Below are 14,059 nucleotides of genomic sequence, written 5' to 3' on the forward strand. Positions count from 1 at the left end.
GTATGGATATGTTCTTCTGGCTCGCCACCCGTGTGCCCACATCCCGGTCGGCGAGCGTTCTGCTTCCCTCCCCCCAAAGACCGCTCGACCGCCGGTGCGCCGCGCCGACGCCATCGGGGGAGGGCCCGCGCGCGAACCCACCGCGCCGGCGGTCGAGCACCCCTGCCTCCCCCGGCCAAGTCCTGACCCCGACGCCGAGGGAACCCCTATGCCCACCGAGCCCCGCAAACACAAGATCGACCTGCACGGCATCTACCCCTACTCGATCCTGCGCACCGACCGCGGCCCCTGGCAGGAAAGGCGCCGCTACTGGGACGACCTCGGCCTGACCCGCGACGCCGGGCGCGCTGGCCGCGAGGAAGTCGAGACCTTCGACCCCCGGTCCCTCTGGGCGCGCGAGGTGTTCAACAAACCAGGCTTGGGCACGCTGTCCACGTTCGACCCGGTCCTCGCCGAACTCGCCTACACCTGGTACTGCCCCGAAGGCGGCCGCGTCCTCGACCCGTACGCGGGCGGGCCCCCGCGCGGTCTCGTCGCCGGAAACCTCGGCTACCGCTACACCGGCATCGACCTCTCCGAGTCCCAGATCGAAGCCGACCTCACCGCCACGGCCGACTGGTCGACCGCCGGACTCCTTGCCGCACAGCCGGAGTGGTACTGCGGGGACGCCGCCGAGACCCTCGCCGAACTCCCCGAGGCCGAATACGACTACGTCTTCACCTGCCCCCCGTACTTCAATCTCGAGAAGTACACCGACGACCCGAAAGACATCTCGAACATGTCCTGGGGCGACTTCGTCGCCGCCTACCGCGAGACCATCGCGCTGGCGGTCGAGCGCCTGCGGCCCAACCGGTTCGCGACCTTCGTCGTCGGCGACCTGCGCGACTCGGCCGGACGCCTTCGAGCGCTTCCCGAACTCACCGTTGCCGCGTTCGTGGCCGCGGGCGCGGACTACTACAACGACCAGATCCTCATGAACGTGCTCGGGTCGGTCCCGGCGCGCACCCCCAAGCAGTGGAAGGCCAGTCGGAAAGCGGGCAGGCACCACCAGTGGGTGTTGACGTTCGTCAAGGGCGACCCCAAGGCCGCGACCGCCGCGATCGGCAACCCCGATGAACGGTGATTTCACGCCCGACGTGACGCCGATCGAGTTCCTTGGCGGTGTCTGGGTCAAGCGCGAGGACGCCTGGACCTGCGGGGGCGCTTCCGGCGCGAAGTCGCGCGCGATGTTCGCTGCCGCCGAAGGATCGCCGGGCCTGATCTCGGCCGGGGCCCGCATCTCGCCGCAGTTGGAGCGCGCCGCGCTCGTCGCCGCCGCCCTCGGCATCCCCGCCCGGCTCCACACCGGCTGGGGGAACGACACCGACGAGACTCGCACCGCCCTCGCCGCCGGCGCGGAGCTGCTGCGCCATCGGCCCGGCCGCCTCTCGGTCATCAAGGCTCGGTTCCGGACTGATGCCGCCGCCCACCCCGGCTGGTGCGCCATCCCCTTCGGCATGGACCTGCCCGTCTACCGAGACCAGGTCGCCGCCCAAGCCCACGACCTCGAACACCGCGAATTCAGGCGGATCATCGTTCCCGTGGGCTCGGGCTCGACCCTCGCGGCGATCTGCCGCGGCCTCGACGACGCCGACAACCCGATCCCGGTTGTCGGCGTCGTCGTCGGCGCCGAGCCCACAAGCCTGCTCGACACCCGTTACCCATTGTGGCGCAACCGCACCGCACTGGCCCGCGCGCACACCGCATACGAGAAGCCGGTCCGCGCCGACCTCGGCGGACTCGTCCTCGATCCCCATTACGAAGCCAAGTGCCTCCCGCACCTGCGCGAGGGCGACCTGCTGTGGACTGTGGGCCGCCGCGCCAGCGCCGACCCCTGCCCGTACTGCGACCGCCCGCCTGGCTGGGACGCCTGCCCCGTTCACGCGAGCGCCCCCGCCACCTGACCTCCTGCACCGCAATCGAAAGGACGCCGACACCGTGGAGCGGCTCATTCACCAGATCTGGATCGGCCCCGCCAAGCGCCCAGCGTGGACTGAAGCGTGGGCGGGCCTGGAGGGGTGGGAGTACCGGCTCTGGGACGAGGCCGCCATCGACGCCCTCAACTTGCGTCACCGCTGGCTCTACGACTGCTATGTCGCCGAGGGCTGCTGGAACGGCGCGGCGAACATCGCCCGCGTGGAGATCCTCGCCCGCCACGGCGGGGTCTACATCGACGCCGACACCGAACTCGCCGCCGACCCCGCAGCCGCGCCGTTCATGGCCATGGACGGCTGGGTCGTCCACTCCCCGAACCTCGACCCCCACCCGGACGGCCGCCCGAGCAGGCTGACAAACGCGGTCATGGGATTCACCCCCGGCCACCCCTACCTCGGCGCCTACCAGGACGCGCTGGCCGAAGTCTCCGACCTGCATCCCTCGTGGCGTACCACCGGCGGTGAGCTGATGACCACCCTGCACCGCACCCACGCTTACGTCGCGGTCCTCCCCGCCCACACCTGGCTGCCGTTCAACATGCGACGCAAGCAGATCGGCCCGGTCACCTGGGGCATCCACCACTACGGCACCACCAAGGGGCTCTACCAGTGAGCACCGTGGACATGTGGTGGTGGCGGCCCCGCGACGGCCGCACCACCAACTTCGGCGACGAACTCGGCGCGCACATCATCGAGCGCCTCGGGCACACTGTCCGCCGCGTCGACCCCGCCGACGCCGAACTCGTCGCGTGCGGCTCCATCCTCCACCTGGTCACCAACCCCGACACCATCATCTGGGGTTCAGGGATCATGCGCACCAGCCCCGGACGGAACGGACGCCGCGGCGTCACCCCGGGCCGGGTCGCGGCCGTCCGTGGCCGCACCACCGCCGCGCACCTCGGCCTCGGCCCCGACGTGCCGCTCGGCGACCCCGGACTCCTCGTGAGCGCCCTGTGGGCCAAGCCGAAACCGAAACACCGGCTCGGCATCGTCCCGCACTACGTCGACACCCGCGCCTGGCCCGAGGCCGACCTCGTCATCGACGTCCGCAACCCGGTCGACGAAGTCATCGCCCAGATCGGCTCATGCGAGGTCATCGCCGCATCCAGCCTCCACGGGCTCATCGTCGCCGAGTCGTACGGCATCCCCAACGTCCGACTGCACCACAGCAGGATCGGCGGCGGTGACACCAAGTACGTCGATTACGCCAGCGCCCTCGACCGCCCGCTCGACCAGATCCAGCACGCCCTCGCGGAGGCACTCCCCATATGACCCGACGGACTGCCGTCCTCATCCCGTGGAAACCAGACGGCTCCCACCGCTCCCGCGCCTGGCGCCACCTCCGCCCGCGCTGGCAGGCCGCCCACCCCGACTGGGAAGTCCTTGAGGGCCTTCACGAAGCTGAGCCCTGGGTGAAGGCCGAAGCCGTGGCCGCCGCGCTCGCGCGGACTGACGCTGAGGTCCTCGTCGTCGCCGACGCCGACGTGTGGTGCGAGGGCACCGCCCGCGCTGTCGAAGCCGTGCGGTCCGGCGATGCCCGCTGGGCCATCCCGCACCGCCGAGTCCACCGCCTCGGCCCCCTACCGACCCGGCGGCTCCTCGCCGGACGCCTCGCCTGGGACGACATCGCGACCGCTTCCCTTGCCCAGAGGCCGTACACCGGGATGGTCGGCGGCGGACTCTTCGTCATCGACCGCGCCCTCTACGAGGCCGCCCCGTTCGACCCCCGTTTCCGGGGGTGGGGTGGCGAAGACTCCGCAGCCGGCATCGCCTGGACCGCGCTCGCCGGAACGCCATGGCGGGGAACCGATCCGCTCTGGCACCTCTGGCACCCGCCCCAGCAGCGCGCCACCCGCGGCATGGGCTCGACCGCGTCCCTCCAGCTCCTGGGCCGCTACAAACTCAAGCGCGGCAACGCGGACGGCATCAAGGCGATCATCGCCGAGCACCTCCGACGCGATGGCTGACTGGCCCCGACGCGAACACTTTCCTCGGGCCGTCCGGGCGGCGATCCTACGACGCGACCGTATCTGCCGCATCTGCGGCCAGCGCCCGGCGACTATCGCCGACCATCGCACCCCCGTTGCCGAAGGCGGCCGACACGACCTCGAGAACGGCCAAGGCGTCTGCGAGCCCTGCCACGACGCCAAGACCGCGAGCGAAGTGCGACGCGGGTATACGCGGTGGAACCAAAAGCATCGGCCCCGTCAGGGCCGTGAGCCTGAGGCACACCCCGGCCTCAGCGAGGACTAAGCAGCGCTGACCACTTCTCGCGCAACCATGAGGGCCCACGATCGAGTAGTGCATCCCCGATGACTTCCACAGTCAGGTCGAGGTCCCCTACTCCAGGCCACTCAACGAACCAGCCCGCGTTCATCAGCGCCTCGGCGTACCGATCAAGAGCGCCTTCGAGACGCTGCTCCTCGTCTGTGCAGGTGACCTGGTAGCACTCAAGATATGCGTCGCATCGCGTAGGGCCGACCGTGACCCGGTAGCCGCCGAAACCGTGGAAGCTCTTGTGCTCACCAGCGCGGGTGAGTGTTTCGCCGATGAGCTCGGGGATCAAGGCGCGGCGGGTGGAAGTCCTGCACTCTACCTGTGCGAGGCCGTCATAGGTGTCGTTGCTCATGAACAGCACTGTGCCACAACCCATGCTTAATGCCCTGATTTCGTGCACGCGCGGCGAGTCAAACTCTTGCGGAGATCCCAGGGGGAGGACCCCCAGGGGCCTGGCAGCGCGACGGGTAGGTGCTGCGGTCCGCCCTCCGTACGAGTCTGGGGTCTCATCTCAATCGATCTGGGGCAAGTAAGTCTGCCCCAGAAGCCAGGCTGCTGTTGCCCAAATCGGGTTTGAACTTCCGCTGACGGCCGAGATATCTGAATCTGAACAAGAAACATAGAATTCAGGTTCAGTCCTGAATCCCTCTGTGATCTCGTATGATTCTTCGTTGTAGCCGCAAGTCAAGGCGATAAAATTGTCACGGTACTCGATCCGAACATGCCATTCATACCCATATTCGTGACTCGCGATATTCATCTGTGAACCTTGATACTCGAAATCAAGATTGTATGTCTCGGCCCAGCCGTCTAGTTGACGAATTTCCGGAATGAACGAGAGCGCGTGAGTAAAGAGCTCATGCGCCTCATCCGGGTCTTCGCAGTATCGAAATGGACGCGACGCTTGGCTCTCGCCAACAACGCGAAACTCCGAAATTTTTCCATCTGCGAATGAGAACTCGCATGTCGCATCCACCAAGAAGTCGGACCACTCAACCGTTGACATGGATTCAAGATCGTCTGCCGTATCCGCCAGTCCTCCAGTTGCCTGGATATTTCCTAGCAAGGAAATGTCCGCAATAACTAGAGGCGGCCTAGGACTACTTGTCTTACGGTCCCCAGGGCGTCCGCGACTTGGGATCGATGCTAGTCTCACGTTTCGCATTGCCGCAAGCGCGGTCCATTCGGTGAACCTTGCTCCGTAGACATAGATGTCAGCAAGGTGATCCCATTCAAGTGCTACGACTGCTGGCAAGTTCGAGATATTTCCGATGTCAATTGAGCCTTCTCTATAGCCAATAAACTGGGAGTCGGCGACGGGCCAATTAAGGCCACGGAAATACTCAAGGATTTGCGCCCTCTTATCACTTGCGTCACCGCTAGACTTGTAGAATTTCTTGGGGATGTCGCGAACGCTCATGCAGGTGGGTGAGGCAAGTTTCCATTCCTCGAATGCGGAATAAACGTCTTTGTCGGCACCAATGAATACGAGAGATTTAGCAGGATCATTTACAAGCCTTATCACGCTTCGAAGCCAAGCCGAATCGCTAGCTCCGGTCTTGATATTGCTCTTGGTGCTCCCAGGCGCGCGCTGTAGCACTTGGTCCTTAATTGCTTCGACTGCGGACTCAAAGTCCAGCGCGATTACCTTTATCGTGTCAATCGATCGAAGATGTTCCAGAAAAGAAGTTTGCACGGCAGCAGAGTTGCCGGGGGGGATTGACCAGCTCGCATCTTGCGCCAAGTGCGCACGTTCGAGTCTCTTGAAATTCGCTCCCTGGCCGGCAAAGGTTGCCCAAACTCGACTTATGTGCTCGGCCCATTCCCATGCAACAGGCTCGGGCACCCATGTTTCAATGCTCCCTTCCGCCAAGTTCTGGGAAATTCTGATCAATTGGGAAAGATCTGGATTCCCTCCTCCAAAAGCGTTTGTGTCGAACACAACCGCTTCAACGGCAGCGGTGTCTATGTCTTCCAAGTTGATCGAATTCCTCTCGTAACCGGGCCCAGGCAAGGGTGGAACCGCGCTGCCGCGAGCCCTAGGCAATCACTAGGAAGGTTTCACCGTATCAGTACGGAACTCCTGTGAGTGACGGCGTTCTCAAAGCCGTGTGAGGGAGCTAGGTCTGTCGAAAGGCCATTCAGGATCCATCTAGGGGGCATGCAGTTTGGCTGGTCGTGGTCCTCAGCCCAAGAACCTGGCACAGCGGCGACGTCGGAACACCGACGCTGTTGAGCCAATCATCCTAGAGGCAGAAGGTGACCTTCGAGGTCCTCCGCTCCCAGAGGAGGTGCTGCCCGAAGGGGAGGATTGGCACCCGGTCACGGTCGCGTGGTGGGAGCACTGGCGTCGGTCGCCGATGGCGCAGACATTCCTCGACACGGACTGGGCGTTCCTGCTCGACACCGCGCTTCTGCACCACCGGCTCTGGGAGACCGGGAAGGGCGACGCCGCCGAGATCCGGCTCCGCGCCGCGAAGTTCGGCGCCACCTTGGAGGATCGCCAGCGGTTGCGCATGACCGTGCAGATACCGGGTGAAGCCGAAGGCGCTGCGCCCCAGGGGCTCGCGGTCGTGACCGATCTCGACGCGCGCCGTCGCCGGCTGCTGGAGTAGCCGGTGCCGCGCACTCTAGTGCGCGCGCCCGCGCACGACCGGTCCCGCTCGCTCGGCTGGCTGGCCGTCGCTTGGATCGAGCATTTCGTCCGCCACGGCCCCGGCGACGTCCAAGGTGAGCCCGTCCGCCACGGCGACGAGTTCACGGGGTTCATCGTCGATGCCTACGGCCTCGATGAGCGCGGGCGCCGCCTCTACGACTCGGCGTTCCTCTCCCGCCCCAAGGGCTGCGACAAGTCCGGCCTCGCGGCCAGGCTCGCGCTATTCGAGGCCCTCGGCCCGGCCAGGTTCGACGGCTTCGCTGAGGGCGGCGAGGTCTACACCGACCCCTGGGGACTCGGGTTCGCGTACACCTATCAACCCGGCGAGCCGATGGGCCGCCCCGTCTCGGTTCCCGTCATCCGGATCATGGCGACCGAAGAGTCGCAGGCGGGGAACACTTACGACTCCGTCCACTTCAACCTCACCGACGAGTCCTGCCCCCTCGCCCACATCCCCAGCCTCGACGCCGGACTCACCCGCGTCAACCTACCCGGCGGCGGCCAGATCATCCCCTCCACCGCCTCCTCCGCATCGAAAGACGGCGGCCGCGAGACGTTCGTCGTCTTCGACGAGACGCACCTCTACAACCAGCCCGAGCTGCGCGGCATGTACCGCACGGTCACCCGGAACTTGAGGAAGCGAAAAAAGGTCGCCGAGACCTGGTACATCGAGACCACGACGATGTACGCCGCCGGCGAGGAGTCGGTCGCCGAGCAGACCTACGCGCTGGCCGAACTGATCCAATCCGGCCGGTCCCGGCGCGCGCGGCTGCTGTACGACCACCGATGGGGCGACTGCGAAGACCTCTCCGACGAGGAAGCCCTCCGCAAAGGGATCGCCGAAGCCTTCGGGGATGCCCTCGCGTGGAACGACCTTGACGCGCTCGTGGACGAGTTCTACGACATCCGTGCCGACCCCGCCGACAGCCGCCGCTACTTCCTCAACGTCAGGGAAAGCGCCGGCGACGCGTATTTGCGCCACCACGAGTGGGCCGGACGCGCCGACCCCGACCGCACATTGCTGCCGGGCGAGGCGATCACGCTCGGGTTCGACGGCTCCCGCGGCCGCCGCGGCGGGCGCCGCGCGAAACCGGATGCGACCGCCCTCGTGGCCTGCACGATGGACGGCCACCTCGTCGCGCTCGGCGTCTGGGAGGCCCCGGACGGCCCCAGCCAGGAGCAGTGGACGCCGCCGCTTCCGGAGATCGAGGCGGCCGTGTCCGACGCGTTCCGCCGCTACAGGGTCGTCGCGTTCTACGCCGACCCGGCCCGCGACTGGCGCTCCTACGTCAACAACTGGGAAGCCAAGTGGGGCAGAAAGCTCAAGGTCCGCGTCCGCGCCGACCACCCCATCGAATGGTGGATGACCGGCGGCCGGGCGCTCCTGGTCGAGCGCGCCGTGGAGGCGTTCGCCGCGGCCGTGCGCAACGGCGACCTCACCCATGATGCGAGCTTCGCCCTGACCCGGCACGTGCTCAACGCGCGCAGGCGCATCCGCCACCAGCGGCTGACGGTCGGGAAAGAACACCCGTACTCGCCCAACAAGATCGACGCCGCCGTGGGGGCGATCCTCGCGTGGCAGGCCCGCCTCGACGCGCTCGCCCGCGGCATCGGCACCCGCCGCACCTCTTCCGTCCGCCGCTCCCGCTAGATCCCCGGAGGCCCCGCCTTGCCCGCGACCGACTGGTGGCTCGACCGGCTCGGCCACACCCTCGACCGGCGCCGCCCCGCCCTCGCGCTGCTGCGCCGCTACCTCGACGGCGACGCCCCCTTGCCCGAAGGCGCCGAAGGCTGCCGCGAGTCCTATAAGGAATTCCAGCGGAAAAGCCGCTCGAACTGGGCCGAGCTGGTCGTGGAGGCCGTCGCCGAGCGGATGATCGTCTCCGGCTGGCGGGTCGGTGACTCGAACGAGGACGACGACGCCGCCAGATCGGTCTGGAAGCGGAACCGCTTGGGCACGTGGGCGGCCGATGTCCACCGGGACATGATCGGCCTCGGCGCCGGGTACGTGTGCGTCCAGCGCGACGCCCGAGACACGGGCCGCGCCGACATCACGTACGAGCGGCCCGAGCAGGTGGTGTGCGACCACGACCCGGCCCGCCCCGACCGGGTCCGCGCTGGCCTCAAGGTCTACCGCGACGATGTCGCCGGGCTCGATGCCGCCTATGTCCATGTCCTGGGTGAGGACGGCCTGGCCTACGTCGAGCGGTTCGAGCGATCCACCCCGGTCAACGGCGACGGCATCGCGCAGCCGATCCAGACCGTCGCCGGGCAGTGGACGCCCGCGCTCGATGTCGAAGGCTTCCGGCTCGGCCCCCAGTCGACCGGCCTGCGGCACGTCCCCCTCGTGCCCTTCGTGAACCGCAGCGGGCGCAGCGAGTTCGGCTCGCACGTCGACCTCATCGACCGCATCAACTGGGGCGTGTTGCAGCGCTTGGTCATCACCGCGATGCAGGCGTATAAGCAAAGGGCGACCAAAGGGGACCTGCCCGAGACCGATGAGGCCGGCAACCTCATCGACTACGCCGAGCTGTTTCGCCCGGGCCCCGGCGCGCTTTGGCACCTGCCGGAGGGCGTGGAGCTGTGGGAGTCGGGTGTCACCGACGTGTCGGGCATCCTCACCGCCTCCCGCGACGATGTCCGCGACCTCGGCGCGCTCACCCGCACCCCCATGAGCATGTTGCTGCCCGACAACACGAACCAGTCCGCCGAAGGCGCCGCCGCGGCCCGCGAGGGCCTGGTCTTCAAGACCGGGGACCGGTTGGAGCGGGCCGGACCGTCGTGGTCGCTGTCGATGGGACTGTCCCTCCAGATCGAGCAGGGACTAGACGAGGTTCCCGAGGTGGACGTGCAGTGGCGCCCGCCCGAGCGCCAGTCCCTAACCGAGCGCCTCGACGCGCTCTCCAAGGCTGGCAGCGACATCCCGTGGCGGACGAAGATGGCCCGCATCATGCAGTTCGACGGCGACGAAATCGACCGGATGGCCATCGAACGCGCCGAAGACCTCCTCACCACCCTCACCGCCCAGCCGCCCGCCCCCGCCCCCGCCCCCGCCCCCGCCCCGGCGCCGGCGCCGGGGCCGGGGCCGCAGAACCCGGCGGGCGCCGATGGCCGTTGATGCCCACACCGTCCGGATCGTCGCCGCCTACCTCGACGCCGACGCGCGCACCCGCACCCAGACCCTCGCCCGCGTCGAACGCGCCTGGGCCGCACTCGACTCCTGGAGGGACGCCGACGCGGAGCGCTTCGTGCGCGCGGTGGTCCCGATCATCCGGGCCGGGGAGCGGCAGGTCGCCAACCTGACCGGCGCCTACCTCGCCCAGTACGCCGCGCACCTGTTCGGCGGCCCGTTCCGCCCCGCCCCGCTCGACCCCGACACGGTCACCGGGTCTGTGCTCCGCGGCGTCGACCCGGCCGAGGTCTACGAGCGGCCTTTCCACACCCTGTGGACGGCGCTGTCCGAAGGGAATCGCGTCGCCGACGCGGTCGACGCCGGGTGGGTGCGGGCGAAGACCCTCGCCGCCACCGACCTCCAGCTCGCCAAAACCCACACGGCCCGGGACGTGCTCGGCCGCGACGACCGCGTCGTCGGCTACCGGCGGGTCCTTTCCGGCCGCGAGGACTGCGGCATCTGCGCCGTTGCCGCCACCCAGCGGTACCGCAAGGCCGACCTCGCCGCGATCCACGGCGGCTGCGACTGCGGCGTCCAACCGATCTACGCGGGCCGAGATCCGGGCCAGGTCATCGACCCCGATGGCCTCGACCGCGTCCACGACTCGATCGCTGAGCGCTTCGGCGCGGACGCCGTCGACGCCACCGCGAGCGCCGCTGCCTACTGGCCGCAGATCGCTGTCCGCGAGCACGGCGAACTCGGCCCCGTCCTGACCCTGAGCGCCCACACCTTCACCAGCGCCGCGGACCTCACCTGACCTGCCCGCCCCGACACGGGACGGACCGACCCCGACACGGGAGACACCACCAATGTCCAAGCCCACCACCCAGAGCGCCCCGACCGCCGGGCCGGAATCCGAGACCGGTACCGCCGTGGCCGACACCGAGCCCGACACGGGCACGGACGCCTCGACCGACACGGACGAGACCGCCGAAGGCGACGACCTGCTCGCGCAGGCGCAGGCCGAGGCCGAGAAGTGGAAGCAGCTCGCGCGCAAGCACGAGACGAACGCGAAGACGAACGCCGCCAAGGCGAAGCAGTTCGACGCGATCGAGGACGCCAACAAGTCCGAGACCCAGAAGCTGACCGAAGCCCGCGACGCCGCCGAGACCGCCGCGGCCGAGGCCGAGGCCGAACTCGCCCGCCACCGCGCCGCCCTCGCCCACGGCCTGTCCGAGGACGACCTCGCCCTCCTCGGCACCGGTACCCCTGAAGAGATCGCCGACCGCGCCGAGCGACTCGCCAAGCGCCTCAAGGGCGCCGAAACCGACAAGGCCCGGCGCACCGACTTCGGCGGCGGCCACCGCGGCTCCGACGTGGGCGGCAAGGGGCAGTGGACGAAGTCCGACCTCACCGGGAAGACCCCGGCCGAGATCGAGTCCGCGCGCCTGGCCGGGCACCTCGACCAGCTCCTGGGCAAAACCCAGTAGGAGAACCCTTTGACGATCGACAATTTCATCCCCGAAATCTGGTCTGCGGCAGTCTTGTCCGCGCTCCAGGACAACGCGGTCATCGCCGCGCTGTGCAACCGCGGCTACGAGGGCGAGGCCCGCCTCGGTAACGCCGTCCGCATCACCGGCGTCATCCCGCCGGAAGTCAAGGACTACAAGGCGGCCGGGCGGACCACCGAGGCCGACGACATCGAGGACGCCGGCGACAAGCTCCTGATCGACCAGGAGAAGTCGTTCGACTTCCACGTCGATGACATCGACAGGACGCAGGCCGCGGGCGGTTTCGGCGACTGGACCACCGCCGCGGGCAAGAGTGTGGCGGCCGACGCCGACTCGTACATCGCCTCCCGCATGGTCGCCGAGGGCACCGACGCGACGGGCCAGGTGACCGTGCACGCCGAGGACGGCGACTCCACGCACGACGTCATCCGCGACATCCGCAAGTTCCTGTCCAAGGCGAAGATCCCCGCCGCCGACCGCATCCTGCTGATGAACGCCGAGTTCGAGGCGCTGCTGCTCGGCTCGGACGCGAAAATCACCAGCGTGGACACCTCCGGCACCCCGGCGGGCCTGCGCGAGGCGATCATCGGCCGATACCTCGGGTTTACCCTCGTCCCCTCGAACCTGCTGCCCGAGGTGGATGTGCCGCAGGCGATCGGGTTCTGGACCCCGGCTGTGGCGTACGTGTCGCAGATCGACACCGTCGAAGGCATGCGCAGCCACAAGAAATTCGCGGATCGCTTGAGGGGCCTGCACGTCTACGGCGCGCGCGTCCTCGGCCTGCCCGGCTACCGCGAAGCCGTCCAGGTCTACACCTACCCCGGCTCGTGAAGCGGTGCCGCGCCTGCCCGACCTGATCGGCCCGGATGACTTGGCCGCGTTCGGGTACGAGGCCGCTGCTGCCGCGAAGGCGGCGGCGGCCTCGGCCCGGGTGCGCCGCCACACCGGCCAGCAGATCACCCCCGACACCTCCACACTCCAGCTCACCGGGGTCGGGCCGTGGCGGCTCCCGCAGCGGCCCGTCCGGTCCGTCCGGTCCCTCACCGACGCCGAGGGGCGCCCGGTCGCATTCGCGCTCAACGGATCGCACCTGAGGGCCGACGCCTGCGGACCGCTCACCGTGGCTTACCACCATGGGTGGTTCGAATTGCCCGACGAGCTCGTGGAACTGGTGTGCTCGATCGCCGCGCGCCTGGCCGCAATTCCCGACGCGATGCTCACCGGCGCCCGCTCCGAGCAGGCCGGCGGCGAATCCGTCACCTGGGGCACCGACGCCTACGGCGGCACCACCGGACTCACCAGCGCAGAAGAGGCTGCGCTCGACAACATTTTTCCGGCCCTACCACGAACGACACACCTCATATTGTTACGCATCGAGGTTGGCAAAAAACGTTTAGCTGGTTTGCATCCCCTTGCGGATTAGCCCGTGGAGTTCCTCGATCGAGATCTCGTACTTTCGCTCACTGACTCTCGTCGGAAGTGTGAACGCTGTACTCCGGATTTTGTCCTCTCCTACCGGAGCGCCGCGAACAAGAAAAGGCCGAGATGACGAATGTTGTCGAGGAATGTAAATCAAAAGAATTTGACGATCGCCTTTTTCGTGGAGTGTAACGTCTAGGTTCTCAACTCGGGGGAATATGAGGCGGTTCAGCACTTCGGTATATCTCTCCACTGCGACATGTCCGAGTTTGCAACCGGAGACGTCGACAATGAGATCTCGACCGTGCGGGTCTCGGCGAGTTGTCGCGCCGATTACTATCATTCCTCCTTCCTCGGAGTTTGCGAAGCTAGCTACATCGAGAGCCATCTCATAATGTTGACGTGGGTTCTCGAGTCCGTATCCCTTTGCCTTTACCTCAAGCCAAGAGGATTCATATTGCCCGACGAGCGACTGTGAGAATCCGGCTTTGGTCAAAGAGTAGGCCCCGTGGAGCGTCTCCGCGCTCAACCTTGGGTAGCAGATCATCATTGCAAGAATCGAATGAACTTGAATAATGTCTGACAATATTGATTCCATGCTTGGCGCCAGAGTGACGGAATAGAACGGGTAGTTTTCGTCGCCACTCCCGTCCTTTCTATATCGGGCACTCCTAATTTGCATGTCATACAGGTTCACTATCGGAGCAACGCGAGAGTGGAAGTCAGGGACCTCCGCCAAATCGCGATGAGAAAACTCAATAAGATATGTGAAATCCCCATCAGGCTCCAAGTCAAAGAATTCGCAGCCAAAGTTCGTCATATCGAGAAGCTCACTGATTAGCCCGTTTCCCGGTATGGAAAACCTATCAAGAACCACGGTGAAGTCAATTGATGGCGAGTCTTCGGGATTATCAGATTGGGCTGCCTTTAGGGCTTGAACGAGGTCCTCTACCTTAACATCGATGATCTGACGAAATTCGGCATCGAATGAGGTCAAACGTCGTCCATTTGGGGCAATCGTGGCCCCCTTGTCGGTTACCAGCGCCCCTCGCGCGCTCTCCCAACGTATTGTCGCCATCTCACGATTCTAAGAGTCAGCCTCAGTCGGCTT

General features: G+C 66.8%; 16 protein-coding genes. 13 read left to right on the top strand and 3 right to left on the bottom strand.

Features of this window, described 5'->3' with window-relative positions:
* Positions 1–208: 208 nt before the first annotated feature.
* From ACZ60M_RS04535 to ACZ60M_RS04560, 6 genes are read left to right on the top strand one after another with little or no spacing between them, the layout of a single operon-like run.
* Positions 209–1,123 carry a class I SAM-dependent methyltransferase gene (locus tag ACZ60M_RS04535; protein WP_465414651.1) on the top strand — a complete coding sequence of 305 codons (915 nt, stop codon included), beginning with the start codon at positions 209–211 and terminating at the stop codon, positions 1,121–1,123.
* Positions 1,113–1,943 carry a PALP domain-containing protein gene (locus tag ACZ60M_RS04540; protein ID WP_465414653.1) on the top strand — a complete coding sequence of 277 codons (831 nt, stop codon included), beginning with the start codon at positions 1,113–1,115 and terminating at the stop codon, positions 1,941–1,943. Before ACZ60M_RS04535 ends, ACZ60M_RS04540 begins: the two co-directional genes overlap by 11 nt.
* Positions 1,944–1,977: 34 nt before the next feature.
* Complete coding sequence (locus tag ACZ60M_RS04545; protein ID WP_465414655.1) at positions 1,978–2,586, top strand: glycosyltransferase; 609 nt, start codon at positions 1,978–1,980, stop codon at positions 2,584–2,586.
* Positions 2,583–3,245, top strand: coding sequence for a polysaccharide pyruvyl transferase family protein (locus tag ACZ60M_RS04550; RefSeq protein WP_465414657.1), 663 nt, complete (start codon positions 2,583–2,585; stop codon positions 3,243–3,245). Before ACZ60M_RS04545 ends, ACZ60M_RS04550 begins: the two co-directional genes overlap by 4 nt.
* Positions 3,242–3,940 (top strand): hypothetical protein, encoded by a 699-nt coding sequence (locus ACZ60M_RS04555; RefSeq protein ID WP_465414659.1) that lies wholly within the window; start codon positions 3,242–3,244, stop codon positions 3,938–3,940. Before ACZ60M_RS04550 ends, ACZ60M_RS04555 begins: the two co-directional genes overlap by 4 nt.
* Positions 3,933–4,226: an HNH endonuclease gene (locus ACZ60M_RS04560; RefSeq protein WP_465414660.1), complete on the top strand. Its 294-nt coding sequence runs from the start codon at positions 3,933–3,935 to the stop codon at positions 4,224–4,226. The genes ACZ60M_RS04555 and ACZ60M_RS04560 overlap by 8 nt, the downstream gene beginning before the upstream one ends.
* Here ACZ60M_RS04560 and ACZ60M_RS04565 read toward each other — a convergent pair.
* Both ACZ60M_RS04565 and ACZ60M_RS04570 read right to left on the bottom strand, forming a co-directional pair.
* Positions 4,213–4,602: a hypothetical protein gene (locus ACZ60M_RS04565; protein WP_465414662.1), complete on the bottom strand. Its 390-nt coding sequence runs from the start codon at positions 4,600–4,602 to the stop codon at positions 4,213–4,215. The two genes, ACZ60M_RS04560 and ACZ60M_RS04565, sit on opposite strands and share 14 nt — an antisense overlap.
* Positions 4,603–4,761: 159 nt before the next feature.
* The gene (locus ACZ60M_RS04570; RefSeq protein WP_465414663.1) at positions 4,762–6,228 is read right to left on the bottom strand and encodes a hypothetical protein; all 1,467 of its coding nucleotides are present in this window, start codon (positions 6,226–6,228) and stop codon (positions 4,762–4,764) included.
* A 190-nt stretch (positions 6,229–6,418) separates the two neighbouring features.
* On the opposite strand from ACZ60M_RS04570, the gene ACZ60M_RS04575 reads away from it, so the two are divergent.
* The 7 genes from ACZ60M_RS04575 to ACZ60M_RS04605 are packed head-to-tail and all read left to right on the top strand — an operon-like array spanning position 6,419 to position 12,952.
* The gene (locus ACZ60M_RS04575) at positions 6,419–6,865 is read left to right on the top strand and encodes a phage terminase small subunit (protein ID WP_465414665.1); all 447 of its coding nucleotides are present in this window, start codon (positions 6,419–6,421) and stop codon (positions 6,863–6,865) included.
* A 3-nt stretch (positions 6,866–6,868) separates the two neighbouring features.
* The gene (locus ACZ60M_RS04580) at positions 6,869–8,557 is read left to right on the top strand and encodes a terminase large subunit domain-containing protein (protein WP_465414667.1); all 1,689 of its coding nucleotides are present in this window, start codon (positions 6,869–6,871) and stop codon (positions 8,555–8,557) included.
* An 18-nt stretch (positions 8,558–8,575) separates the two neighbouring features.
* Positions 8,576–10,024 (top strand): phage portal protein, encoded by a 1,449-nt coding sequence (locus ACZ60M_RS04585; RefSeq protein ID WP_465414668.1) that lies wholly within the window; start codon positions 8,576–8,578, stop codon positions 10,022–10,024.
* Positions 10,014–10,835, top strand: coding sequence for a VG15 protein (locus ACZ60M_RS04590; protein ID WP_465414670.1), 822 nt, complete (start codon positions 10,014–10,016; stop codon positions 10,833–10,835). The genes ACZ60M_RS04585 and ACZ60M_RS04590 overlap by 11 nt, the downstream gene beginning before the upstream one ends.
* Before the next feature lie 52 nt (positions 10,836–10,887).
* Positions 10,888–11,508: a hypothetical protein gene (locus ACZ60M_RS04595; RefSeq protein ID WP_465414672.1), complete on the top strand. Its 621-nt coding sequence runs from the start codon at positions 10,888–10,890 to the stop codon at positions 11,506–11,508.
* 9 nt (positions 11,509–11,517) lie between these two features.
* A complete protein-coding gene (locus ACZ60M_RS04600; RefSeq protein WP_465414674.1) occupies positions 11,518–12,360 on the top strand; it encodes a major capsid protein in 843 nt (280 codons plus the stop codon).
* Positions 12,361–12,364: 4 nt separating this feature from the next.
* Positions 12,365–12,952, top strand: coding sequence for a hypothetical protein (locus tag ACZ60M_RS04605; RefSeq protein WP_465414676.1), 588 nt, complete (start codon positions 12,365–12,367; stop codon positions 12,950–12,952).
* On the opposite strand, the gene ACZ60M_RS04610 is transcribed toward ACZ60M_RS04605, so the two are convergent.
* A complete protein-coding gene (locus ACZ60M_RS04610) occupies positions 12,923–14,026 on the bottom strand; it encodes an AlbA family DNA-binding domain-containing protein (RefSeq protein WP_465414678.1) in 1,104 nt (367 codons plus the stop codon). The two genes, ACZ60M_RS04605 and ACZ60M_RS04610, sit on opposite strands and share 30 nt — an antisense overlap.
* Between the last annotated feature and the right edge of the window lie 33 nt (positions 14,027–14,059).

The organism is Glycomyces sp. NPDC050141 (assembly GCF_055586545.1).

Excerpts from the sequence above, each read along its gene's own strand:
- ACZ60M_RS04610 (WP_465414678.1), bottom strand. The coding sequence starts at position 14,026 with ATGGCGACAATACGTTGGGAGAGCGCGCGAGGGGCGCTGGTAACCGAC.
- ACZ60M_RS04590 (WP_465414670.1), top strand. The coding sequence starts at position 10,014 with ATGGCCGTTGATGCCCACACCGTCCGGATCGTCGCCGCCTACCTCGAC.
- ACZ60M_RS04565 (WP_465414662.1), bottom strand. The coding sequence starts at position 4,602 with ATGAGCAACGACACCTATGACGGCCTCGCACAGGTAGAGTGCAGGACT.
- ACZ60M_RS04560 (WP_465414660.1), top strand. The coding sequence starts at position 3,933 with ATGGCTGACTGGCCCCGACGCGAACACTTTCCTCGGGCCGTCCGGGCG.
- ACZ60M_RS04595 (WP_465414672.1), top strand. The coding sequence starts at position 10,888 with ATGTCCAAGCCCACCACCCAGAGCGCCCCGACCGCCGGGCCGGAATCC.
- ACZ60M_RS04535 (WP_465414651.1), top strand. The coding sequence starts at position 209 with ATGCCCACCGAGCCCCGCAAACACAAGATCGACCTGCACGGCATCTAC.
- ACZ60M_RS04540 (WP_465414653.1), top strand. The coding sequence starts at position 1,113 with ATGAACGGTGATTTCACGCCCGACGTGACGCCGATCGAGTTCCTTGGC.
- ACZ60M_RS04555 (WP_465414659.1), top strand. The coding sequence starts at position 3,242 with ATGACCCGACGGACTGCCGTCCTCATCCCGTGGAAACCAGACGGCTCC.